Origin of the sequence: Arthrobacter sp. OAP107 (assembly GCF_040546765.1) — a bacterium.
In the GTDB taxonomy this organism is placed as follows: Bacteria; Actinomycetota; Actinomycetes; order Actinomycetales; family Micrococcaceae; genus Arthrobacter.
The window spans coordinates 2,618,941-2,643,148 of sequence record NZ_JBEPOK010000001.1; the positions used below are offsets into that span (position 1 = coordinate 2,618,941).

19 protein-coding genes and 3 pseudogenes are annotated in these 24,208 nt (G+C 61.9%); 14 read left to right on the top strand and 8 right to left on the bottom strand.

Annotated elements, in window-relative coordinates:
* Positions 1 to 23 precede the first annotated feature (23 nt).
* The gene (locus tag ABIE00_RS12325; protein ID WP_354260592.1) at positions 24 to 1,043 is read left to right on the top strand and encodes an SLAC1 family transporter; all 1,020 of its coding nucleotides are present in this window, start codon (positions 24 to 26) and stop codon (positions 1,041 to 1,043) included.
* 354 nt (positions 1,044 to 1,397) lie between these two features.
* Here the strand turns inward: ABIE00_RS12325 and ABIE00_RS12330 are convergent.
* Positions 1,398 to 1,796: pseudogene (locus ABIE00_RS12330) on the bottom strand (IS110 family transposase); the annotation flags it as partial.
* 820 nt (positions 1,797 to 2,616) lie between these two features.
* On the opposite strand from ABIE00_RS12330, the gene ABIE00_RS12335 reads away from it, so the two are divergent.
* Both ABIE00_RS12335 and ABIE00_RS12340 read left to right on the top strand, forming a co-directional pair.
* On the top strand, positions 2,617 to 3,921 hold the full coding sequence (locus ABIE00_RS12335) for an aromatic ring-hydroxylating oxygenase subunit alpha (protein WP_354260594.1): 1,305 nt from the start codon (positions 2,617 to 2,619) through the stop codon (positions 3,919 to 3,921).
* A complete protein-coding gene (locus ABIE00_RS12340; protein ID WP_354260596.1) occupies positions 3,918 to 5,324 on the top strand; it encodes a ferredoxin reductase in 1,407 nt (468 codons plus the stop codon). Before ABIE00_RS12335 ends, ABIE00_RS12340 begins: the two co-directional genes overlap by 4 nt.
* A 10-nt stretch (positions 5,325 to 5,334) precedes the next feature.
* Here the strand turns inward: ABIE00_RS12340 and ABIE00_RS12345 are convergent, their stop codons facing one another.
* Positions 5,335 to 6,591 (bottom strand): IS110 family RNA-guided transposase, encoded by a 1,257-nt coding sequence (locus ABIE00_RS12345; RefSeq protein WP_354263350.1) that lies wholly within the window; start codon positions 6,589 to 6,591, stop codon positions 5,335 to 5,337.
* A 233-nt stretch (positions 6,592 to 6,824) separates the two neighbouring features.
* A complete protein-coding gene (locus ABIE00_RS12350; RefSeq protein ID WP_502914215.1) occupies positions 6,825 to 7,382 on the bottom strand; it encodes an IS5 family transposase in 558 nt (185 codons plus the stop codon).
* Between the two features lie 146 nt (positions 7,383 to 7,528).
* Here ABIE00_RS12350 and ABIE00_RS12355 point away from each other — a divergent pair.
* The 4 genes and pseudogenes from ABIE00_RS12355 to ABIE00_RS12370 all read left to right on the top strand — a co-directional run.
* Positions 7,529 to 7,855, top strand: a pseudogene (locus ABIE00_RS12355) (nucleoside deaminase); the annotation flags it as partial.
* A 1,208-nt stretch (positions 7,856 to 9,063) separates the two neighbouring features.
* Positions 9,064 to 9,981, top strand: coding sequence for an RNA polymerase sigma-70 factor (locus ABIE00_RS12360; protein WP_354260598.1), 918 nt, complete (start codon positions 9,064 to 9,066; stop codon positions 9,979 to 9,981).
* Between the two features lie 104 nt (positions 9,982 to 10,085).
* Positions 10,086 to 10,841, top strand: a complete 756-nt coding sequence (locus tag ABIE00_RS12365; protein WP_354260600.1) for an SDR family oxidoreductase — start codon at positions 10,086 to 10,088, stop codon at positions 10,839 to 10,841.
* A gap of 31 nt (positions 10,842 to 10,872) precedes the next feature.
* Entirely contained in the window at positions 10,873 to 11,616 is a 744-nt protein-coding gene (locus tag ABIE00_RS12370; RefSeq protein WP_354260602.1) for an SDR family oxidoreductase, read from the top strand.
* 276 nt (positions 11,617 to 11,892) lie between these two features.
* Here the strand turns inward: ABIE00_RS12370 and ABIE00_RS12375 are convergent, their stop codons facing one another.
* The 3 genes from ABIE00_RS12375 to ABIE00_RS12385 form a co-directional block, all read right to left on the bottom strand.
* Entirely contained in the window at positions 11,893 to 12,297 is a 405-nt protein-coding gene (locus ABIE00_RS12375) for a DUF1003 domain-containing protein (RefSeq protein WP_354260603.1), read from the bottom strand.
* A gap of 170 nt (positions 12,298 to 12,467) precedes the next feature.
* Complete coding sequence (locus tag ABIE00_RS12380) at positions 12,468 to 14,798, bottom strand: HAD-IC family P-type ATPase (protein ID WP_354260605.1); 2,331 nt, start codon at positions 14,796 to 14,798, stop codon at positions 12,468 to 12,470.
* A 995-nt stretch (positions 14,799 to 15,793) separates the two neighbouring features.
* Positions 15,794 to 16,273, bottom strand: coding sequence for a hypothetical protein (locus ABIE00_RS12385; protein WP_354260607.1), 480 nt, complete (start codon positions 16,271 to 16,273; stop codon positions 15,794 to 15,796).
* 2,153 nt (positions 16,274 to 18,426) lie between these two features.
* On the opposite strand from ABIE00_RS12385, the gene ABIE00_RS12390 reads away from it, so the two are divergent.
* Positions 18,427 to 18,825 carry a VOC family protein gene (locus ABIE00_RS12390; protein ID WP_354260609.1) on the top strand — a complete coding sequence of 133 codons (399 nt, stop codon included), beginning with the start codon at positions 18,427 to 18,429 and terminating at the stop codon, positions 18,823 to 18,825.
* Between the two features lie 130 nt (positions 18,826 to 18,955).
* Here the strand turns inward: ABIE00_RS12390 and ABIE00_RS12395 are convergent, their stop codons facing one another.
* Together ABIE00_RS12395 and ABIE00_RS12400 are read right to left on the bottom strand one after the other, a co-directional pair.
* Complete coding sequence (locus tag ABIE00_RS12395; protein WP_354260611.1) at positions 18,956 to 20,272, bottom strand: molybdopterin-dependent oxidoreductase; 1,317 nt, start codon at positions 20,270 to 20,272, stop codon at positions 18,956 to 18,958.
* Positions 20,230 to 20,751, bottom strand: a complete 522-nt coding sequence (locus ABIE00_RS12400; protein ID WP_354260613.1) for a hypothetical protein — start codon at positions 20,749 to 20,751, stop codon at positions 20,230 to 20,232. The genes ABIE00_RS12395 and ABIE00_RS12400 overlap by 43 nt, the downstream gene beginning before the upstream one ends.
* A gap of 656 nt (positions 20,752 to 21,407) precedes the next feature.
* Here ABIE00_RS12400 and ABIE00_RS12405 point away from each other — a divergent pair.
* The 6 genes and pseudogenes from ABIE00_RS12405 to ABIE00_RS12430 form a co-directional block, all read left to right on the top strand.
* Positions 21,408 to 21,548, top strand: a pseudogene (locus tag ABIE00_RS12405) (CsbD family protein); the annotation flags it as partial.
* Positions 21,545 to 21,739 (top strand): hypothetical protein, encoded by a 195-nt coding sequence (locus ABIE00_RS12410; protein WP_354260615.1) that lies wholly within the window; start codon positions 21,545 to 21,547, stop codon positions 21,737 to 21,739. The pseudogene ABIE00_RS12405 and the gene ABIE00_RS12410, both read left to right, overlap by 4 nt.
* A 229-nt stretch (positions 21,740 to 21,968) precedes the next feature.
* A complete protein-coding gene (locus tag ABIE00_RS12415; RefSeq protein WP_354260617.1) occupies positions 21,969 to 22,424 on the top strand; it encodes a hypothetical protein in 456 nt (151 codons plus the stop codon).
* On the top strand, positions 22,421 to 22,879 hold the full coding sequence (locus ABIE00_RS12420; RefSeq protein ID WP_354260619.1) for a hypothetical protein: 459 nt from the start codon (positions 22,421 to 22,423) through the stop codon (positions 22,877 to 22,879). Before ABIE00_RS12415 ends, ABIE00_RS12420 begins: the two co-directional genes overlap by 4 nt.
* Complete coding sequence (locus ABIE00_RS12425; RefSeq protein ID WP_354260621.1) at positions 22,858 to 23,112, top strand: hypothetical protein; 255 nt, start codon at positions 22,858 to 22,860, stop codon at positions 23,110 to 23,112. The genes ABIE00_RS12420 and ABIE00_RS12425 overlap by 22 nt, the downstream gene beginning before the upstream one ends.
* A gap of 57 nt (positions 23,113 to 23,169) precedes the next feature.
* Entirely contained in the window at positions 23,170 to 23,979 is an 810-nt protein-coding gene (locus ABIE00_RS12430; RefSeq protein WP_354260623.1) for a phosphotransferase enzyme family protein, read from the top strand.
* Positions 23,980 to 24,208 lie beyond the last annotated feature (229 nt).

Sequence of the window (24,208 nt, forward strand, 5' to 3'; positions counted from 1 at the left end):
CCCCTGTCAGAAACGGGATTCCCATGTCCACTCAACTCCACACGGCACCTGCCGCGGTTCCAACAGCCGGGCCCACTCGTGTCCCGCTGAACACCCTCGCCCTCCCCCTGGGCCTGGCCGGCCTCGCCCAGGTCTGGTCCGTGGCGGCCTCCGCGCTCGGCCTCCCGTTCGAGCTTGGGCAAGCGTTCTGGCTGATCGCTGCGATCGCCTGGATCTGGACCGTGTCGGTGCACGTGCATCGCGGGAGGCGCACCGATCAACCCTTCTCCCATCAGCTGACGCACTTGGCTCAGGGCCCGCTTGCGGCATTGCTTCCCCTCGCCGCGATGCTGCTCGGAGCGGGCCTTCACCGCACGGTCCCGATTGCCGGAACCGTGCTGACGCTTGTGTCGGTGGGCGCCGCTGCCGCGTTCGCCGCATGGATTCTGAGCTTCTGGATGCAGGGGGAACTGCCGCTTGAATCCGTTCACGGTGGCTACTTCCTGCCCATCAGTGCAACCGGCCTCGTCGGTGCACTCGCCGCTGCACAGACGGGGCTCGACTGGCTGGCTGTCGGAAGCTTCCTGGTGGGCATCTTCTTCTGGCTGGTGATCTCCGTGTTCTTCTTCCTCCGGCTCGCGCTCCGTCCAGCCATGCCGTCATCACTCGTGCCGACACTCTCGATCCTGGTCGCTCCCCCGGCCGTCGCGTCAGCGGCGTGGCTCACGATCTCCGGCGGCCGGCCCGATCATGTGTTCGAGGGGTTGACGGCGATGACAGTGTTCATGGTGCTGATGCAGGTGATGCTCTTTCCGCGCTACCGGGCACTGCCGTTCTCGCTCGGCTTCTGGTCCTTCACCTTCCCGGCCGCGAGCGTCGCTGCACTCGCGATCACCTGGTTGCACCTGCTCCGACCACTTGCCTGGCAAGCCATCACCGTTGGACTGCTCGCCGCCCTCACGCTCTTCGTCCTGATGATTGCGATGAAGTCAATCCTCTTCCACATCACCGCAACGCGCGGCACGACGACAGCCATCGCCGCCAAGAAACAGTCGAGTGCATGATCACCATGCAGGAATAGTCCCGAGGCCTACTCGAAAATCAAGCCCTTCAACCTGAACGGATCACCGCCCGTAGTCACGTTCTTCTGGCAGGACCTGCTCATCGCCCTAGTGCCCAATGCCTCTGACCTCCCGCCACAGAATACGGCTCGATCTGGGGCGATGATCGCGGGTAGAACCCGCCGACCGACCTCAACTGCCGCCCACGCCCTCATTAGCAGGTCAACATCAGGCGACGAATCTTGAACGGACCACAAGTCCCCGACATCAATCCGGGTCATCGTCGCTGCCAGCATCATCGCCGGCTTCCTTCAGCAGGAGGAAGACCGAGGGCACCTGATGTATAAGACTGGCCGATCCGCCTGGCGCGCGGGGCCGACGCAACACATCCTCTTCCAAGGGGAGGGCGGCAGCGGCAATCCGGTGCGCGTCCAACGGATCGGAATTGCCAATCCCGCGACGGGCAGGGCATTCACGCGTGAAGTTTCGGCGACTTGGTAGTCGGCAGCTGCGACGGCCCCGGCCAGCACAGCGCCATAGGAAGCCGCTCCCCTCGATCACCCACAAGGTAGCCAGATCGGCGCCTGTGCGGCGCGCTACCCAAGCAATGGCCCGGTTGATTCCGGCGCCAGTCGTCGGGAAATCCCGGGTATCAAGGAGCTCGCCATTTGCGGTGGTAACGATGGCGTACAGGTGATTTCTGGCATGAGTGTCGACCACCACGACAAACGGGTGGGAGTACGCAACTATGGTCATAGTCGTTCTGGCACCTTCCTCATTCCGCGGACATAGTCAGGCCGCTATGGGCCGGTACCAGTCCGGGTAGAGGTCACTTCGGAAAAGCACTGTGACGACTCACGCCCCCGGGGGCGTACAATCTTCTGATCAAGTTACCGAGGTCGGCCGGGCGGGTGCCGGCCGCCCACCCCACGGTCGGACAAGTCGATAAGAGGGCACCCAATGGGGGCCAAGCGTTTAAATGAGTCACGACCATACGGCGGAACGGCCAGAACCTACTCTGCTAGCCAGTCCCGGACCAGCCACGACAATCCTCACAGGCCTTTAGAGCACGGCAGCAGAAGTGGACGCGGGCGGACTCCCAGTCTTGAAGGAAACCGAGCGTCCATCTTAAAGTCTCGGAAAGCTGGGCAACTGGACCTGAAACAGCTCGGAACTTTCGGCTGCTGTGCGTTGCTCAGGCGGCGTTGCTGTGCTGTTTCCGGAGGTGGCGGGCCGCCCGTCGTTCCGCTTGGAGTCGGGGATGGGGCACTGGGGCGGCCAGAAGGAGTTGTTGGGTGTAGGGATGCCTGGGGGCAGAGGTGATCGCACGACTGGCGCGTGAGCTTGACAACCGCCGTGGCGTGAGTCACGCTGTTGCGTATCCTGATTATTGTTGCGTAGGACGCACTTGGAAATTGAAATGTTGGAATCGTTACCGCTATCCACGGCTTTTCCCAAATCGTGCTCTTTTATTGCACATCGATCCTCTAATCGCATGACCACAACATTCTCGACAACGCCGGTTGCCCCACTAAACCCGTGAACTCCACTACCCAGCCCTCCCGGGAGGAAACACATGACTACTTCAGTGAGCGTGCCCCTCAATTCACGCGGAAAACTCGCTTCATCGTTGCCTGCAGAGCAGCTGGCAGAGATCACTGAGTTGTTTGCGTCCCGGCGCACGGGATATTCCCTCGACGCCCCCTTCTACACGGACCCCACGGTTTTCAAAATCGACATGGAGGCCATATTTGGCAAGCACTGGATCTTTGCCGCCAGCACTGCTGAGCTGCCGGAGCCGGGCGATTACGTCACGGTCGACTACGGGCCCTACTCCCTGATCGTGCTGCGCAACGACGACGGCGGCGTGAACGTCCTGCACAACGTATGCCGCCACCGTGGCGCCCGCGTCCTGACCGAACCCGTGGGGTCCACTGGAAACCTGGTATGCGGCTACCACTCCTGGACTTACTCCCCCAGCGGCGATTTGATCCACGCGTCGGCACCGGGGGAAACGAAGTTCGACAAGAGTTGCTTCGGCCTCAAGCGCGCCCACGGCCGCGAGGTCGCCGGACTCATCTTCGTTTGCATTGCTGATGAGCCGCCGACGGACTTCGACGAAACCTCAAAGATCTTTGAGCCCTACCTCGCGCCCCACGATCTGTCGAAGACGAAAATCGCCTACCAGCAGAACATCATCGAAGAGGGCAACTGGAAGCTCGTCATGGAGAATAACCGTGAGTGCTACCACTGCGACGGCCACCCGGAGCTCGCGTGCTCCCTTTTCCCCACCTGGGGCCTGACCGAGGGCCTGATCCCGGCCCATCTCGAGGAAGTGTGGAACCGCAACAAGGAAGCACAGTCCTCGCTCGAGGAGCGTTGCCGCCGCTATGGCCTTCCGTACGAGGTCATCGAGGAGCTTGACACGCGCATCGCGGGAATCCGCATCTCACGGGAATCGCTTGACGGTGAGGGCGAATCGTTCTCTCCCGACGGACGCAGGCTTTCCAAGAAACTGCTCGGTGACTTGCGGGACTTCCGCCTTGGCCGCTGCTCGATGCACCTGCAGCCCAACAGCTGGTTCCATTTCCTGGGGGACCACGTCATCACATTCGGCGTCTTCCCCATCAACGAACACCAGACCCTCGTACGCACCACCTGGCTGGTGGCTGACGACGCCGAGGAAAGCGTTGATTACGATCTGGAAAAACTCACCTACACCTGGAAGCAGACAAATCTGCAGGACAAAGCGTTCGTGGAGCTGTGCCAGAAGGGCGCCGGCAGCCCCGCCTACGAGCCCGGCCCCTACATGAAGAGCGAATACCAGGTCGAGGCGTTCATCAACTGGTACGTGCAGCGCGTGCAGGAGCACTTGGCATGATTGAACTCCGCACCGACACGGCAATCCAGGAACCACAGCGCATTCGCGGTCTTGAGATGCCGTGGAACAGGGTGCTGGGCAGTACCGAGGGACCCGCCCGCGCCGCCCACGCATTGGGCCCCTGGCATCCGCAGGAGTTCATGGCCGAATGCGTCGAGACCGTTCCCGAGGCGGGCGGCATGATGACCTTCGTGTTCCGCCGCTGCGACGGTGCGCCGCTGGCATTCCGTGCGGGCCAGTACGTGAACGTCGCCTTTCCTGTGAACGGCGAGGACCAGGATCCGGTGGACCGCAGCTACTCGCTGTCCAGTTCGCCCACCCAGCCGTGGACCTTCAACATCACAGTCAAACGCGACCCCACTGGACTCGTCTCACCCTGGGTCCACGAAAACGTCAAACCCGGCACCGTCCTCGAGATGCTCGGACCGGTCGGGGCATTCCACCTGCCTGACGCGGACCGTCGGGCACGGTACCTCTTGCTGGCCGCCGGCGCAGGCATCACCCCCATCATGTCCATGGTGCGGACCATCCACTCCCTGCCCGGGCAGGCCGATGTCGTGGTGCTCTACCACGGAGCGGAGGCCGGAGGATATGCCTTCCACCAGGAGCTGGCCTACATCGCCTCCGTGGACTCGCGCGTCAAGGTCTTCTACTCCCTGGGTGACCGGAGCAAGCCTGAAGGGTGGGAATGGCTCAGCGGAAGGCTGACTGCGGCCATGCTCGACGAGGTTGCCCCCGATGCCAACGGCCGCCAGGTCTATGCCTGCGGCCCCGAGGGTTACCTGAACACCGCGACCGAGCTCCTGGAGAATGTCGGCGTCGATGACACCTCCATCAACATGGAATTCTTCACGGGGGACCGCCAGACGATCCTGGAATACCAGGCGGAGATCGCGCTTGCGTCGGACATCGCGGAGGAAATCGCCGAGGAGATCGCCGATTCCGCCGAGGACTACTACGAAAGCCAGCCCAGCGCGTTCGGGCTCTACGAGCCCGGCTACGACGCCGAGGGACCACTGAAGGCCACGGGGCTGCCGCTGGAAACTGTCGACCCGGACTCCCCCGCCCCCGACGGCAGGTCGGATCTGGGGCCGGAGGCTGGGACCCCGGACGCCTCGGGCTTTGACACCGTGGGAACGGGAAGCCTCACCCTGTCCTTCATGCGCACAGGCATCAATGTGCAGATCGACCCCGACGAACACATCCTCGGCGCGGCCCAGCGTGCGGGCGTCAGGATCGGCGCGAACTGCAAGGAAGGCATGTGCGGCTCCTGCAAGGTCGTCAAGCTTTCCGGCGAGGTCGAGATGAACCACCAGGGCGGGATCCGGAAACGCGAAATCGATGCAGGGAAGTTCCTGCCGTGCTGCTCCACCGCGCAGAGCGACTTGGTGATCGACGCCTAGGGTGTGTCTACTAAGAAAACGAAGGTGAGCTCCCTGCGGAAAGTGGGGTGAGGTTGGGCTCGAATCCGAGGGCGACCATTCGGCGTTGGAGGCGTTTCCTGGCGCGTTCGGGGTTCGTTTTGTCGTAATGATCGATGCCGAGTTCGTCGTAGGCGACTCCGTCGTGGAGCATGTTCCAGATGACGACGAGCAGCGTGTGTTGGAGTGCGACTACGGCACGCAGGGCGCCGGCATGGGACTGTATGCGACGGTATTTCACGGCGAGGTAGGTCGTTTTTGATCGGGACACGGCCAGGGCCGCGATTCCCAGTGCGGCTTTGAGGTAGTGGTCGCCGGGTCGGGTTTGGGTGGACTTGATTCGTCCAGCGGACTCGTTTTGGCTCGGACATACTCCCGCCCACGATGCCAGATGCCCCGCAGTGTCAAACACGTTCATGTCGACGCCGGCTTCGGCAATGATGACGTTGGCGACATTCTTCGAAATCCCAGGGACGGTCATCAGCAGCTCCCGGGCTAAGGAAAAAGGTTCCATGACCGTGTCGATGCGGGTGTCGAGGGCCGCGAGGGTCGCCTCGATTTGGTCGATGCGGTTCAGGTGCAGCTGCACCATGAATGCGTGGTGGTCGGTGAAGCGGCCCGTGAGGGCTTCGATCAGCGCCGCGGATTTGCGGTGCATCGAGGCGTGCGCCAGCGAAGCTAAGGCATGCGGGTCACGTTCTCCGGATACGAGAGCGTTGAGGATGCTGCGGGCGGACTGGGTGCTCAGCGTGCTGACGACCGATGACAACTTGATGTTGGAATCTTCCAGCGCTTTTTCCAGCCGTGAAAATTCGCGGGTGCGCTCATGAGTCAGGTTCGACCGCGTCCGGGTCAAATCCCGCAACTGACGGATCGGCTCGGGCGGCACGAAACTGCCCCGCAGCAGGTTGTGGGCAGCAAGCTCCGCCAGCCATGTCGCATCTGAAACATCGGACTTGCGCCCCGGGATATTCCGCGCAGCTTTAGCATTGACCAGTTGCACATTCAGCGACTCCGCCAGCAGGAAGTAGAACGGTTTCCAGTAGTCGCCGGTGGCCTCCATCACCACCACTGTCACTGCGGCGGCCTCCAGATCACGGCGCAGGCGCACGATCTCATTCGTCGTCGACCCATATGTGGTCACTGTCCTACTGGACGTTCCTGCCCGCGCTCCTGGTATCCGGATGCAGACCTTCGCATCGCCTTTGGAGATATCCATTCCCGCGGCACGCTCGTGCACGATGTCCATCATCTACTCCTCACCTCCGGTCCAAGAACACCACCGACTGGTGGTGTCAGGTGCCGCGGGAAGGGCGGGGAAATGATTCAGGAATCTACTAAACGGGCTCGTCAAAACCCCAGGCTGCAGGGCTTGCGGCACCAATCCACGGTTCCCGTGGAAGCCCTCCACGCCACGCTCCTAAACAGGCTCTGAGCACTAAGACACAGCGGCGTCGACCGCGGCACCGCCATCATCCGCTACTACCCAAGCGAGCCACAAGGCCGATTTCTCAAGCCCACAACGCCGCGGAGCGGCTCCCCAGCTCCTAAAGCTGTCAGCCAGATGCTAACTGCCCGGAGAACGGCTCCGCCGCGGTAGGTGAGTGCGAGTTTGTCGTAGCGCGTTGCCAACGCACGCCACTGCTTGAAGATGTTGAAGTTGCGTTCGACGACGTTGCGGCCTTTGTAGTCCTCTTTGTCGAAGGCCGACGGCCTGCCGCCGGTGGAGCCGCGTCGTTTTCGGTGACCGATCTGATCGGATGGTTGCGGGATGACCGCCGCGATGCCGCGGTCGCTAAGGTGGGTCCGGATCGCCCTGGATGAGTATGCGCGGGCTCGGTCCGGGCGGGTTCGTGGCCCGCCCGGGCGGGCGCGGTTGATCTTCAGTTGGTCCATCAGGTGGGTGAACATCCGCGCATCTCCGCCCTGACCGGTGGCGACCAGCAGTAGTAATGGCATGCCTTTGCCGTCGACGAGGGCTTGGATCTTGGTACTCAGACCGCCGCGGGAACGGCCGATCGCATGATCGGTCTGGGTCATCAAACAGATTCATGTAATTCGACGTGGCCCTCTGTGGTGCGGGAAAGGTTGGTGCCGTGCTGGTGGGCGCGGTTCACCATCGAGTCGACCGAGACTGACCAGTCCCCTTCGCCCCGGGCGTCAGGCTCCGTTAGCAGCCCGGCCACAGCGGTCACAACGTGCGTGTCCAAAATGGCGATCCAATCGCCCACCGCGAGATGTCCGCGCTGCGCGCTGCCGGACGCCAGAAGAGTTGCCGGGACACAACGCTCTACACCACCCTGGCGCCATGTGCGATGTGTACTGGGACCATTATCCAGTTCAAGATCCCGCGCGTAGTGGTGGGCGAGGCCGAGACGTTCCCAGTCGAATTCGATCTTCTGCGCTCATGCGGCGTCGAAGTGGTGGTGTTGAATGATGCCCGGTGCGTGGAGATGATGCGCACCTTTCAGGACAAACACCCCGAACTGTGGGCTGAGGACATCGCCGAGTAACTCCCGGCACAAAGGAGGACCGGCGGTGGAATGCACCTGAGGAGCGCCGAGCGCACGCCGCACCCTGACCGGCAAGCGATCCGTGTCGCAATGACGCCCTGAGGGATGATCGGCAGCCACCGCCGCAGGGAACACGGCCGCCTCGTCAGCGAAGTCATGCCCTAACGCCCGGGAACCCCCATGGCTAGGTAACGAACCATACGTCAACACACGCCAACAAACGCCAAAGGAGATAGGCCCTTGAAGAAGTACGGACCCCTGGACCCTATTCCACCGGCCGGGCACAAGTCATGTTCCCTTTCCCCTAGCCGCGCCATGAATAAGCAGAACAGACACTCAAAGCCGACGATGGGCCAGGTGAAAAGCTACCGCCGGGCGCAAAAAGAATCTGGCTCCGAATTGTTCTGGAATCATGTCGTCCTCCCCCGGACCTTCCATGAAGAACAAGAACGGCCACCGAAGCGGTGCAGGAGGAACCTAGTGAACACACCGCGATGCACCAAAGAAACCCGCACCAAATTTTTCACAGGTCATGTTGGCAGAGCCATAAACGCCCATGAAGTGGTAACGAACAACAACCCGTCCATCCAGAAAGGCAAGGAGGCAGCCCGCCACAGCAGCACCTGCCACCAATGAAAAAGGCCCCCGAAGAGGCCCAGAGGTGAACAATATGTGCACACTCAGAGGCTCACAAGCCCCTGAACAGGGAAAACACGTGCACGAGGTGGGACTCGAACCGGGCGCTCCCTCTGAAAATCCGCATTGGGCCTCCTTCGAACATCTATCTCATGGGCGAAACAATAGAAGAGGGCATGACCGAACCTCGCCCCATCGGGGCATCGAACGGCCAAGAGGCCCAGCTCGCTTCCCCTCCATGACGGAATCGCAGTTATCGGCTCTTTGACTTGGCCTGCTGGAAGGGGTCGTCAACGCCACTTGCCCCCCGCTTCCTTGGCTCGCTTCAGTTGTCGGCGACATCCCTAGCCAACTTCAGGGGGCGGGACGTAGCTTTTAGACACGGAACTCCGGTCTGCCGCTCTTGGCCAGGGTTCCGCTACTTGGACCGCCAGGAAAGGTCGGCGTGTTCGGGCCCTACTCGTGTGAAGCTTCGGCAGGAATATGCAGGGTCGACGGAATATCAACTATCGGCTCCTTGAATTGCTTGGGAGAACAATTCCAGCGTTCACAGCCAGCCCAGGCTCCAACCCGTGAGCAGTAACATTGGGCGCATGGATGCCGACACAGGGTCAACGGCCGAACTGGAAACGGCATCGACAATTTTCGCTGAGGTCCGTCCTCGATTGTTCGGGATCGCCTACCGCATGCTCGGCAGTGTCAGCGAGGCGGAGGACATCGTCCAGGAGACGTGGGTCCGATGGCAGACATGCGACCGCAGCCTGGTTCGGCATGCCCCGGCGTTCCTGGCGACCACCGCCACCCGTCTTGCCATCAACGCCGGGCAGTCGGCACGTGTCCGTCGTGAGACGTACGTCGGTCCCTGGCTGCCCGAGCCTGTGGACACAAGCGCCGACCCCGAACTGGGCGCCTTGCACGGTGAAGCGCTCGAGTTTGCGGTGTTGCTGATACTGGAAAAGTTGTCGCCGACCGAACGGGCGGCCTACGTGCTGCGGCAAGCGTTCGACTACCCGTATGAGCAGATCGCTGAGGTCATCCAGCAGACAGAAGGGAATGCCCGCCAATTGGTCAGCCGGGCGCGCAAACGCCTTGCTGAGGAGAAACGCGCCGAGGTGAGCGTGAGTGAGCAGCGGCAGCTGCTGGAGGCATTCCTTGCTGCTGCCCGGACCGGAAACCTGGCCGCGCTGGAGGCACTGTTCGCCGCCGACGTCGTCAGTTACTCCGACGGCGGCGGTAAGGTGCGGGCTTCCAAATTCCCTGTTGTCGGACGGGAACGGGTCGCGAAGTACTACCAGGCGTTCGCGTCGCGTTTCTGGCTTGGTGTCGATACCCAGCCCTTTATGGCCAACGGCCGGCCTTGCGCACTGCTGGCCCAGGACGGTGTGGTGTTTGCGGTGGTGACTCTCACTGCGTCTGCCGATGGTATCGACCGGCTGTTGTGGACGATGAATCCAGACAAACTCTCCGGCGTGACAAGGGTTGGCGGCTGACGCAATTTTCCAAAGCCTGTCACAGATTGGTGTGATCTCCGGTCATAGCTGGTGGACGGGATGCCACTGCATTCCGCTAAGCCTTTATCGGAGGGAAGATCATCATGAAGATCGTTGTAACCGGCGGCACTGGGCTGATCGGCAAGCAGGTTGTGGAGATCCTCAGCAGTCAGGGCCATGAGGCTAAAGCGGCGTCCCCTTCCACCGGGGTCAATTCCGTGACCGGCCAGGGATTGGATGAGGCGATGGTGGGGGCGGACGTAGTCGTCGACTTGACGAACACCGCCGATTTCGATGAGAAGGTGGTCGTTCCCTTCTTCTCCACGTCATCCCGCAACCTCCTCGCTGCCGGGAAAAGGGCCGGCGTACGGCATCACGTGGCCCTGTCAGTCGTGGGAACCGACCGCATCGGCGTCGGCTACTTCGCCGGAAAAACCGCGCAGGAGAAGGCAATTAGAGAAGGCGGAGTGCCATACACCATTCTGCGGGCCACTCAATTCTTCGAGTTCCTCCCGATGATCGCCGATGCAGGAACCCGCGACGGGTCGGTTTACGTGACAAGTCACCTGATGCAGCCGATGGCTGCTGCCGACGTTGCCCGCATTGTGGCGGAGACGGCCCTCTCGCCCGCGATTGACGGCGTCCTTGAAATGGCGGGCCCTGAGCGCGCAGGACTTACTGAATTCGTAGGTCGTGTTCTCGCTGCCCGCAACGACTCCCGCCCAGTGGTCACTGATCCCCAGGCCGGCTACTTCGGCATACCAATCGAAGAGACCAGCATCGTTCCCGTGGGTGAATCCCGCATCGGGGACATCACCCTCAAGGAGTGGCTGAATGCGACCTCCCAGCCCGGCCTGTAGCTCGTTACAAGAAATTATTGAAAGGAAGATCATGAAGATCGTAGTTATCGGCGGTACTGGCCTGATCGGCTCGAAACTGGTCGGCAGGCTCCGCGAACACGGACACGAAGCAGTGGCCGCCTCCCCTGACTCGGGGGTGAACACGCTCACCGGCGAGGGCCTCTCGAATATGCTGCAGGGAGCCGACACCGTAGTCGATGTGTCGAACTCACCCTCGTTTGAACATACTGCTGTGCTGGATTTCTTTACCACCTCCACCCGCAACCAGCTCGCCGCCGAGAAACAGGCCGGTGTTGGGCACCATGTCGCCCTGTCGGTCGTGGGCACCGAGCGCCTGGCCGAGAGCGGCTACTTCCGGGCGAAAATTGCTCAGGAGAAGCTCATCAAGGAAGCGGGCGTCCCGTATTCGATCGTTCATGCAACGCAGTTTTTCGAGTTCGTCAAGAGCATCGCCCAGGCAGCGACCGAGGGAAACACCGTTCGGCTGTCACCCGCCCTGATCCAGCCCATGGCCGCCGAAGACGTAGCCACCGCCGTTGCACGCACCGCACTCGAACGTCCATTAAACGCTACCGTTGAGGTCGCCGGCCCCGAGCAGTTCGGTCTCGACGACCTCATCCGCAAAGGCCTCAGCTTCCATGGGGACCCCCGCGAGGTCGTCACCGACCCCACCGCACGCTACTTCAACGCCATGCTCCAGGATGGCGAACTGCTTCCAGGAATCGACGCGACCATTTATGAAACCCGCTTCGAAGAATGGCTGAACCAGCAGTAGCGGACCCCGCGGGGTGTCCTTCACAGAGGACCGTTGTAAGGGCACTCCGCGCCCAGCTATTCGGTAGAACGCGCTGACCAGAGCCCGGTCGAGGAGTTCACCCATGCCCTTCGCACCGCTCTTCTTGCTCCGCGGGATCAGCACGCACGGTTTTCCCAACCGAGGCACGTTGACGGAACCTCAATTATCGGCCTTTTGTCAGCAGCTCGCCGCGGTCTGCTTATTTCCCGGATTCGGCTTCCCTTGGCGGTTGCCGGGCTATCGGTGGTGAAGGTCTTAAGGAGTCGCAGACATCTTGAGTTCCTTCAGGATTTCAAGCTGCTCACGGTTGATGGCTATCAACAGTTCGATCTCTTCCTTCGCCCGCAAATTCGTGTCGTAGTCGTGCTGGGCCATGGCCGCAGCAATCGCGTCCTGTCGTTTCGCGGCGATCAGAAGAATGGCACCTTGGAGCCCTGCCAACATGGAGAGCAGGAGGTTCAGAAGTATGTACGGGTAGGGGTCCCACGCCTTCGTCGCCAGGGCCCAGGTGTTAATGGTGGCCCAGATGATCATGAAGCCGATAAAGCCGCCAACGAAAGGCCAGCTTCCCATCCCGTTGCGCATGATGTCAGCTGCGCGTTGGCCTTTGGTCAGGGAAGCCTTGTGTCTGTCGTGCCAGGTCTTTTGTTGCTCGCTCATGCCTCAGACTAGACCCGGGCGACCCGTCTGCCCTCCTGGATGGCCGGCGGAGGGGGTTTGTGCGGCCGGGGGATGCCGCAGCCGGGAATCTGGGCGGGTGTCCCTGGTGGCGGGCCCTGTTTGGAGACACCTCGCCCACAGCCAGCCCGCTCAGCGAGCCGGTGGGTGCTTCAATGACGAAGGGCCGGGTCGGCGTTGAGGCCGCGGCGGTGGAACCGGAACAGGACTTCGACGGCGAGGGCGCCGAGGAGGCCGGCCAGCAGGGATACAATGAGGTGTTCTTGCCGGAGCACGGTGAAATCAAAGAAGTCCCGCAGCGGAGGTATGGTCAGCAGGAGGACCAGTGCCGCGTACATGGCACCGATGATCACCATCCGCCAATGGTTCAGGGGCCGTGAGAGAACGACCAGCACCCAAAGGGCCACCAGCGTCAGCACGAGAACAGAAGCCGTCCGCGCGGCCGCGGTGCCGGTAGCCTGCAGCAGGGAATATGTGTTGATGGCGAGGACTGTTACAGCGGTAATTAACCCTGCTGGTACGGCGAAAGACAGTGAGCGTTTCAGGAAGCCGGGGCGGTAGCGGCGCGTGTTCGGCATCAATGCCAGAAAAAACGCGGGAATTCCTATGGTGATGCCGTCGGTGGCAGAAAGTTGACGGGGCAGCAACGGGAAGGCCCAGAGCAGGGCTCCGAACGTTTCCGACAAGATGACGGCGTAGGCGGTTTTTGCCAGGAACAGCATGGAGACGCGCTCAATGTTGGCGATCACCCGTCGACCTTCGGCCACGACTCCCGGGAGCCTGTCGAACCGGCCGTCCAGCAGCACCAGCCGCGACACGGCCTTGGTCGCTGGCGCGGCCGAGTCCATGGCGATGCCTATGTCGGCTTCCTTCAGAGCCAGGGCATCGTTGACCCCATCACCGGTCATGGCTACGACGTGCCCCCGTCGTTGCAGGGCACGGACCATGTCCTTCTTCTGGGCCGGGGTGACCCGGCCAAACACGGTCTGGTGCTCCATTAGTTCAGCCATCGCTTCGGGGTCTTCGGGCAGTTGTCGGGCATCGAAGCCACCGTCCGGGGCCACGCCGACTTCCCGCGCCACTGCTGCGACGGTGCGGGGGTCATCCCCGGAGATGATCCTTAGCCCGACGCCCTGGTCTCTGAAAAAGGCCAGTGTTCGGGAGGCGTCCGGCCGGACTTGCTCCCGAAAGGTCAGCAGGACGGCGGGAGCCAGCGCGGATGGAAGTGCCGGTTCATCTACTCGTCCGCCCCGGATGGTCGCGGCTGTGTGCGCCAGAACAAGCGTCCGTAAACCTGTGGCAGCAAGAACGGTTGCCATGTCGAGTACCCGGTTGGGGCCGGCCGTCCTTGGGCTGAGGACAATCTCGGGGGCTCCCAGCACCCATGTCCCGGCCGGGGATGTGCCGGCGGAGAAGCTGACCGAGCTCCACTTCCTGGCCGAGGAAAACGCAACCGAGGAGAGCGGGCGGTCCGCGCTTTCCTGCGGGAAAGCCTCCGCCAGGCACCGGGCGGTAGCGTTGGCGTTTGGGTCTGCGCCGAACCAGCCCAGGACCTGCTTCCAACCCGCCGGCGTTACGGTGCCGATGTCGTGGACGGCGTCGAAAACGATCCGGCCTGCTGTGAGGGTGCCTGTCTTGTCGAGGCAAAGCACGTCCACCCGGGCGAGACCCTCCACCGCAGCCAGTTCCTGGATGAGCACTTTTTGCCGTGCGAGCCGCACGGCGCCCACGGCGAACGCAACACTTGTCATGAGGACCAGACCCAAAGGAATCATGGCGAGGATGCTTGCGACGGCGCCGACCGCCCCGGCTTGCCAGCTTCCGGTCGCGATGGCCTGCTGCCATCCACCCTGATTCTGCATCTGTCCGTTAATGACGATGGCCATGATGGGCAGCAGGGCCAAGGTGACCCACCGAAGGACCCGGTTGAGGCCCCCGCGGATCTCGGAGTGGACCAGCGAGAAGCGCTTGGCCTCGGCCGTCAGGCGGCTCGCGAAGGACTCCGCGCCCACCCTGGTGACGGTCGCCCTGCCTTGGCCACTAATGACGCTGGAGCCGGAGAGCACTTGGGCGCCGGCGTCCTTTCCCACGGGGTTCGATTCCCCGGTGAGCAGTGACTCATCAATTTCAAGTCCGTCGGCGTCCAGCACCACGGCATCCGCGGTGACCTGGTCTCCGGCGCGGAGGACAAGAATGTCGTCCTGAACAACGTCTTCAACGTCAATGTCCTGGACAACGCCGTCCCGGAGCACCCGGGCTTGCGGGGAGTTAAGAACGGCAAGGCGATCGAGTGACTTCTTCGCCTGATATTCCTGGACGACACCGATCAGAGCGTTACTGATGGCCGCGAAACCGAACAACGCGTCCCGCCACTGACCGAGCAGCAGGAGCAGCACGAAGCTGCCGGCCACGATGGCATTAAAAAGGGTCAGGACGTTGGCTCTGAGGATGTCCCACAGGCTCCGGCTGGAAAAATCGGGCACGACGTTGGTCGAACCGGCTTCGACCCGCACAGCGACCTCACCAGCAGAAAGCCCCTTTATCTGGACCGTGCGCGCTGGGAGGACGAAGGCCTGCTTCTCACCCCTCAACCTTCCCCGGATCACGATGGCCGCTTACTCACGGCTGCGGGAACCCGACCAGCTGCAAACGGTCGCGGTTTCGGTCTTCACGAGGACGTCGGCTCGCTCCTGCATCCTGGACGTCGTCCCATGCCATCTGGCCGGGACCGTGATAGACAAACGCCTTCATCGTCATTCCTTCGATCGGCCCGGACGCTCTCACCTGAGAGCTGCCTCCGGCGGTATCGCTGTCGTACACGAGTTGGGCTAAGCGTATACCTCCCGTTGCCAGGCACACGCACGCAGATCCGGCTACCGCACCGGCACAGCCGGTTACCGGGACGTTTGAACACCCGCTGCTATCGGCATGCCCCGGATAGGGGAGTGACCGCGGACCGCCACGTCTGCGGAACCGTCGGGCCAAGACAGGTCCGGCCCGACCACCGATGATGCAATAACCCGCTCGGAAGAACGCCTGATGTTCGAAACTTCCGAAGCGCAGCAACAGCCCGCCTCGACCAGGGACACTACTATCCAGCGCTCTTTCCTCTGGAAATAGGACCTGCCGGACCATCGCGACGCGGCAGCCGCGCGTGCGGTCCGGGAAGCTGACAGCGCACACGACCGGACGCCGTCGCAAATGCCTTGCACAAGGCGACAGTTGAAGCTGGCGACAGTCGGAGCCGGATTGACGGCGAGCAACGCTTGTCGTGCCACTCCCCCAGGTTGCCGGAATCACGGTATCGGCGCGTCGAGTCACGACGGTACCGGGAATATCGTCGTGGTCGGATAGCCCGCGCACCAAATACGGTTACTGGCGGAATCCAGCTGTCATACCTGCCGCCCGGGCAGATCAGGCGCGGTGGCTGATGATTGGTACCGCGCCGGCCGCGGCGGCGGTTAGCCCGGCGGATCGGCTACCGGTACCAGCCCACGGCGCGGTCATAGCTGCACTCCAGCGCGCCCGTACCTGGATCAGTTCCTCCTCCTGCGGGGAAGTAGATGGCACCAAAGTTAGCGTCCTCGGCTTCAATCCGTCCCTGGGCCCAGATCTGAGCCGCCTCCAGATCGGTTTCCGGGACCGGTTCACGCGTAATGCGACCCGCCTCGCGGTGGATATCCAGCTGGTACTCCCCTGGCTGGGAGGTCCCGGGGTAGTTGCCGGGGTCCTGCTCGTCCCGTCGGCTTATCAGCACCTGGGCGGCCGCATGGAGCGTGGACTGTTTGCTCGGTGCGTTGCCTTGCAGCTGCTGTTTGATTCGGAGGCCCGACGCGGCGCTTTCGACGGTGTCTTCCGGTGTGACGTCGTAGTTTGAGCCGCTGACGTCAGCTTCTGAGCCCCCGACACTTTTCAGATGCTGCCCAAAGTGTTCGGAGCTGGACTGGATGGAGTTCATGCACCCTCCTTGAGGGTATCCGCGGCGATTGCCGACAGTCCCTACCCTAGACCTATCCCGCCCCTCGGCGCCGGTGCCGTGATAAAAATGCTCCGGCCGGCGGCCTGTGAATCACATGCTCTCGCGGACCGGCAAGAGCGTCGGCTGCAGCCTCTACTCCGGTCCGCTCGACATCAGGATCTCCAGTCCGGTTAAGAACCTCCCGCACGACCACCGTCAGCGTGACAGCAACGGCCACGATACCGGCGATCATCCACCCGATACGGGAGCCGTTAGCCGGGCGGGATCCGCGACGGCTAACGACCGAAATGATGTCATCGGACTGCCGGGCAGGCTCCTGCCCCTCCATGAGTACGTGCGCGCGCCCCAGCATCTTCACTCGTTCCTTTCTCCAAACCCCGGTTAGGACAACTTACCGAGCACGATAGCAAGATTCGCGAAAACACTCAGCTCCCTCAGAAGTCACCTTTCCTGATTCGAGAGACCCTCGGCATCTCCGTACCTATGATGGCGTCCAGTGCCGAGCAAACATCAGGTTGAAGTACACCCCAACCTGACATATCTCGTGCCCGCAGGGGTTTTTCAAAGCCTGTCCCTCACGGTTCAGATGTGCCCTACCGGGCTTGCCTGACGGTGGCTTAGATGATCTCCGCGCATGCTGGCGCCGGCTGGGCGGTTATTACTTGGGTATTCGGATCGTGCTCTAGGGTCGGCCTTCCGGCCACGATTACTGTCGCCCGTTCCCATGGGCGGTCTTGAAGTAGGAAGGGAATTTCTTGTTCTTCCCACTCCCTGTGCAGGTCTTCTTCTTCCTGGCCATCTCGCGCCTGGAGGCGACGCTGGGCTTCGAGATTGTCGCACTGCACCCAGATTGAAGCGTCGATGAGGTCGGAGAGCGCTTGGCGTGATGATCCGCTCCCTTCCACCCACACAACGGAGCGCCCGACGGGTAGAGCTATGGCACCTGGACGTTCTCGGGCCACCCAACCCGGCGGACGATAATGCACTGCCTCGCCTTGGAGCAGCGGTTCGAGGACACCGTCACGGAGTTCATCGGCCCAGTCAAAAAACGAGAGATGCCACGCTACATCGTCCGTGTGAACGACAGCTGAGTCCGGCACTCGAGCCAGTAGACGATCGACCAGAGTGGTCTTGCCTGCCCCGCTCCTTCCATCTACCGCCACAATCCAGGGACGGTCCGGACGTTTTCCGACTGCCGGCAGTAGCCGCACGACTAAGACTTCTAGGGACTCGGCTTGCCAGGGTCCCGCATCAGGTTCGCCGACTTCCGGTTTTATACCCATAGTTACCTCGACTTCGATTACGGGCCGGTGCAAAGGTTCCTGCTGTGTAGTCTCGTGAGTTTGCCGTGTTTAGCGCAAGCTCTTTTCGGACTAAGGAATCTGGGTGTGGCTAATCTATGTCCGTCTGCCGAATTCGCGTTGCGACCGGCGGAAAAAGACCCTCACAACGGAACCGGCCGCCGAAATGGTACAGCGCCGGCAAGGGCGTACCGAAACCCTCCTTACCCGTCACACAGGATCAGGAGGGAGACCATCTGTCAGTACCTGCACCAAGCCAAGCTGGAGTGAAGCAATCCCCTACGGCAAAACCGTGTGCCGTAGAAGGAGCTGCGGCAGCTTGACGGAATATTCGCTATCGGCGTTTTGAATCGCTTAAGGACAACCCTCGGACTGCAGCTGTTTCGCCTGTCGACTCCGCCCTTGGGGCGTCTTGCGTCTGGAACGACGTCATCATCCGCTGAGTACGAGTGCCTCGGGTGCGCTGGCCCCGTTGCCGTACACACGGGACGCGCTTACTCAGCTGGCCGGAGCGGCCGTGAAGCGATCGCGAAGGAATACGGCAGCGCTCCTGTGACGCGTAACCCTGGCGGCGATGACTCGTTCCGGCACGGTGGACTTTTCTGAGCGGCCGGGCCGCCGCCGCGGTGGGGACCAGAGGTCCCCTTTACGCCCTCTGCTCCCGGCCGATAGCCTGACAACGGTCCGTCGCGGTGTCGCGGCAGGTCGTCTGGGCCGAGAGATTGGTTTTCTGCAATGGGATTTGAGGATTCAGAACAACCGGAAGCCCCGAAGAGCAGTGCTTCGGAAGGCCGCGAAACCATGGGAAGCGGTGGGCATCAGGCGCTGCACTTGGCCTCAGCCGTGATGTTCGTGGGCGACCTTGACCGTTCGGTAGCCTTTTACCAGGAGTTCCTGGGATGGGAGGTGACCATTCATGACGAATCCGCGGCTTTGCTGGTCGGCCCGGTCGGATACCAGCTGTACTTGCGCAGCATGGGAGAGAATGCGCAACACCCCCTCGGCAACATTGGCATCCAATACCTCATATGGACCGCCCAGGACGAAGCGGACCTGGACCGCTGCGAGCAGGCGTTGCGGAAACACTCTTCCCAGGTCACCCGGCGGACAGTAGAGGGTTACAGCCTGGTCGAGGGTCAAGGCCCTGACAGTGTGCCGGTCATGGTGGCCTATCCGGGACCGGCACAGGCACCGCGGCACGAGATCCTGCAGAGGATTTACCAATGGTAAAAGGCGAACGACTGCCAAGTTCGACGAATTTTGCCGAGCGCTACGGGCCGGGCTTAAGACCCGGCCCAGGGCGTTGATCCTCGTGGCAGACACCGGGTTTCCGTTTGGCATGCCGGGTGTGGGCTTGACGCTAGATGGATTGGCGGTAGCCGAAGAATTCGTGGTCGTTGTTGTACCCGCCTTCGCCGCCTCCGATGTGGGAAAAGTCTTTGACGAATTCGATGCCTTTGATCCATTTGACGAGTTTGAAGCCGAGCTGGACCTCGTTGCGCAGCCGCAGTGGAGCGCCGTGTCCGTAGGACAGCGGCGCGTCGTTCATGTCGTAGGCGAGCATGGTGAGGTGGTAGTTCATCTGTTCGATCGGGTGCGCGTCATAGTAGATGCCGCCGTCGGGTCCGTCGGCGAAGGAGTAGAAGATCACCCACTTTGCCTCCGGGTCTGGCTGTACGAGGTCGATGATGGTTTGCATGCAGACGCCGCCCCATTTGGCGACGCCGGACCAGCCCTGGATGCAGAAGTGCTGGGTGATCTGCTCATGGTGCGCCAGGTCGTGGAGCTGGGCCAGGTCGAGTTCCACCGGGTTCTTCACGATGCCGGATATCTGGAGTCGGTAGTCGGTGAAGCCTGCAGCCAGGAGCGTTTTGTATTCGGTGGATTCGGGGTACTTCCCGTTGTGCCACATATACGGGGAGATGTCTTTGTCGGTGTAGCGGCCGGGTTTTGAATCGAGGTGTTCGAACAGCCGTTGCGCCGGGCCGATGAGCGCAAACCCGATCCGTTGGACCTGGCGCGGATGGCGGTAGGTGAGCGGGGTGACCCCCACCCAGATCACGATCATTATGGCCAGGGATGCGGCGAAGACCCAGAACCCGTTCCAGTCGCCGGAGTTGCGGTCCGCGTACATGTAGTTGAGGTTCCGCAGTGCCTCTGTCGCGACGACGAGGGAGACGTGCATCACGACGAATAGCACGAACCAGATCAGGACCAGGAAATGCAGTGATCGGGCGATCTGGATGCTGAAGACTCTGCTGATCCATCTGAATTTTGTGGACAGCGCCGGGGACATGCCCAGCCCGGTGATGAACGCCAGCGGCGCGGCGATAAAGACCGTTATGAAGTAGGCCATGAGCTGGAGGCTGTTGTAGGCCACCCAGCTGTCGTCGGTTGGCCAGTTCAGGGAGGCGTACTGGAGGGACATCGAGAGGGCGTTGGGGAGGACGTCCCAATTGGTGGGCACCAGGCGGAGCCAGTGGCCGGTGGTGAAGACGAGAATGTAAAAGATCAGGCCGTTGAGCAGCCAGAGCGTGTCCATGCCCAGGTGCCACCAGCGTGCCAGCCCGATCGAGTGCCGCCGGCCCGGCAGGCCCACGCCGTCGGGGAGGGTGATGGAGTCCTGCTTGGCCGTTACAGCGGGTCCGCGGGTATCGGCGTTTGCATCCGGAACCATTCCTTGCCCGGGGTTGAGTGCCGGGTCCAGTACAGCCGGGGATGATCGGCAAGGATGGTTATCCCGGCCCGGATGATGGGGATCAGGAGCAGCATGTTGAAGAAGTGCTGCCACCCGATCCAGGCAGGGAAGCCCGCCCGTCCTTCGGCCCCGGGCGGAATAACCCGCCCTGGATATTCGCTGATGAACTCCACGACCGTAGGGACACTACGCAGCCCCTTGGCCACGCCCACGGCAGTGATCAGCAGCACGAACCCGATTGGCAGCAACCAAAGCACGTTGAACCATTTGCTTTTCCCTATGAGCACCCGCGGCGTCACGCCGTATTGGGCAGGGGCGGACCCGGCCCAGGAGTCATCTACGACGGTGTTCGCTTCAGTTGAGAGCTCCTCCCGGAAGCTGGCCGGCGTCCGAGGGCCGGTGGCGGAGGCGGTGGACTGGGAACCGTCCGGGTTGTCCTGATTATGGTCACGTGCCACGATGTGCCTTCGGTCGTTGATGCCCGTGCGGCTTCCGGGAATACCTGATGCCTGCTGCCCAGATTACGCTTCAACCCTGGACAGGCAACCGAAGAACTGGGGAGACGGGGGCGCGCAAGGCCCTCAGCAGGGGCGGCCGGCGGTAGAGGTTAGTCAGCCACGCGCAGGAAAGGGATCGGTCAGGATCGAAATGAGCAGGAGGCCGGAGTGCAGGTTCTTCCCTGAGCTGGGGACCGAATCGACTGCCATGGAATGTCTTTCAGCAACCTCAGAGCACGCAGAGCCGCTCCCCACATCCGGACACGGACAGCTTGTGACAAGATCAGCCACACCCCATGCTGACAAAGGACTCCTTGCCTACACGGCAGAAGCAGTAGGAACTGGTTCTCCAGTTTGCCGCGGCCGCCCACAGCCGGGGACAATTCTTATAGGTTATCCACCGCTACTGCTGCCATGGAGCTACTCCAACGGCTCCTACTCCCAGCCGTGGATAACCCGATTTGTTCCCAGTCATGGACGGATCAGAGTCGCCTCCGGTTCCGGCCACGTGACCAGCATGCACAGGCTTGCCCGGCCAGGCAGTTTGACGGAATCATGGTTATCGGCCATTAAAGCACGGGAGTGGAAGTGGCTGCGAGGGCTTCCGTTCCGCGGCGAACGGTAAGGGCAAGGAGGCGGCAGGCGATGCCACGGGCGATGAGAGCCTGCGGACCGAGGGCCAGACCGACCAGGCTAAAGGCGATCTGAAACAGGCCGGCGGGTTCTGTGTACTTTGCAAGTACACACGCTGCTTATGAATAAAGCATTGGCTCTGAAACTTTGTCATCGGATGTTGCAGGCCAGCCAAAGAGAGAAGCCGGATTCGTGTCATCATGTTCCGGAAGAGATCTTCGCCCGCGAGAGCCTGCGCCCAAGCCAAGAGTTCCGTAAAGGTATGTTCTTCGTGGCGTGTGAAGGGCCAGTCACTTCCGAAGACGAGCCGTTCTGAGCATCCTCGCTCCAGTAGCCCGGCAAACATCATTTCGGCCTGTTGACGGGAAGACCGCTCGCCGACGAGATGCTCCCGGTCTGAACTCATCTTTGCCTTTCGGCCAGGTCAACGCTTCAAGGGCAGGGCCAGTCGGGTCATCGGCGCTTGCCGGCTCCCCCAACAAAGTGGCCCGTCGTTGTCGCCCCGGGGCTGACAACACGCCATGCGCAGTCAAATCATTAGTTTTATGGAGATGCAACCCCAGGGTGACAAACGGGCAGCCGCTACCATCCCCGATGAATGGCACGACGCGTTGGCGCAACGCGTGGATGAGCATTCGAGGATAGCGACGGCGCGGCGTTTCCTGGAGTGCGGTGTAACGGTGGAACAGGTCCGGGCAGCCCTCATGGATGGTGGGGATGCTTTGTTTGCCGCCGCTCACGTTGGTCCGGAGCAGTGGGGCGAGGTCTCTAACGGTGCGGTTGCCGTCGCTTTATTGTCGGCAGAAATCAGTGCTCTCATGGCTCATTTGAATTCCAGGGCGTCTGGCATTCGGTCAGTGGCGGTGGCTGAACTGCTGGAGGAGTACAGCGCCGTGTCGGTTGCCGAGACCCTGGGGGTCTCCCGCCAGAAAGTATACGAAATTGCACGGGCTGGCTTACGTCTGCCTTACCTCGACAAAGTTCCCTGGAGACCGTTATGAACTTCATCAAAGAACAGGGTTCACTCCCCGACCCGCAGCAGCAGCACAAGGTGCACCCCCTAGATCTGCCCGAGGCGCGGAAGGAGTATCTGGCGGGATGGTGGCTCGGCGTCGTTGCCACGCCTCAGCTGTTCATTGCCTTGGCCGCAGTGCTGTTGTCAATCAGCAACAACGTCGTCACGCCGGTTCTCGCGCCTCTGATAACCGTCGGCATCACCGGCTTTGTTGGTAGGCAATTCATCAGACGATCCTGGGATTTCGTACCCCGGAAGCGACAGGACACGAACCGGATCCTGTCCAGGCTTACGATATGGAGCGAAAGTGTCAAAGCGCTGGCACTGCTCCTGGGTCTGGTTTTCTTCCTCTCTTGGGCTGCGGGAATCGGCACGCCCAGCGACGTTGTCACGTATTCAGTAGGGGCGGCCCGGTCATCATGGTCATCGAGCTCCTGGTGAATATCCGGCAAGGAGGATTGGCCGGATTCGAGGTGCTTTGCCGCAGCTTCGGCGTCGCGGCGGTTGCAGCGGCGATCTGGATCGCGTTCGCGGACCTGTCCAAACCGGTCAATGAGGTTAACCTGCCGGTCCTGGTAATGGGCGGGGCAGGAGTTTTGGTCGTCTGGCTGCTGCACTCGGGCTGGTATTTGCGGCAGCTGAAAGCAGAACGGTCAGCAGAGGCAAGCGGATAGCCGCCGTAGGTAGTTGCTGGAGCGATGTCATGCTGCCATCTGATGGAAGGACTGTAGATGCACCCCGAGGAGCAGGTGTTGGCGACCGGAGGGGTGACCCATGTGGTGAGGATCGGCGATACGGTGCGAAGGCCCGTTAGGCCTTTCACCGCCACGGTGCAGGAATACCTTCGGTACCTGTGCAACGCTGGAATCGGCTTCGTACCGGAACCCCACGGTTATGACGGCCAGGGCCGTGAGATCCTGAGTTTCGTCGAGGGTGAGGTACCGGTAGAACCCTTGCCCTCGTGGGCGACGAGCGATGACGCACTGGGCGACTTGGCTCAGCTGATTCGCCGGCTTCACGATGTGTCGGTCGCTTGGGAGCCACCGAGGGATGCAATATGGGGAACCATTCCTGGCACCCCCAGCACCCCCGTCCCGCCTCTCTTCGACGTTCCCGAGCTGGTTTCTCATCAGGATTACTGCCCCGGAAATGTGGTCTTCCGTGACAGGCGCCCCTTCGGATTCATTGATTTTGACCTCGCCCGTCCCACCACCCGTGTGGCCGACTGCGTCAACGCAGCATATTGGTGGGCGCCTCTGCTCCATCCCTTCGACCGTTCGCCCTCCTTGTCGGACACCCACGGGGTCGAGCGCCTGCGGCTCTTCGCGGACGCGTACGGGATGGACTCCCGGCAACGTGCTCTGGTCGTCCCCCTCGCCGTTCAACGATCGAAAAACTCTCTCATTACTATGCGGGCCGCCGCCGATGCCGATCCTGTCTTCAACCGGTGGTGGAAGGAAGGGATGGAAGAGCGTTTGCAGCGCGCGGAGCGCTGGCTCGCCGCGGAGGCCCCCCGGATGGCAGCGGCATTGCGCAGCTAGCACTCTCGCTTTTCGGAAGTACCCGGCGGCTCGCCACCTCGGCCGGTGAACCCCTGCCTTCCTGCATTTTGTGCAGGGTCCGTTTACCCAACCGGCTACCGGGGTCAGTAATTGGCCGGTCGCTGGTTAAATCGGCGGCTTTGTCGGTGGCGCCTATCGACTAAGCGGTTGGCCGCCCAGCAAGCGGTCCATAGGGCCACGGCGAGCAAAAGTGTTTCGGCACCGTTCG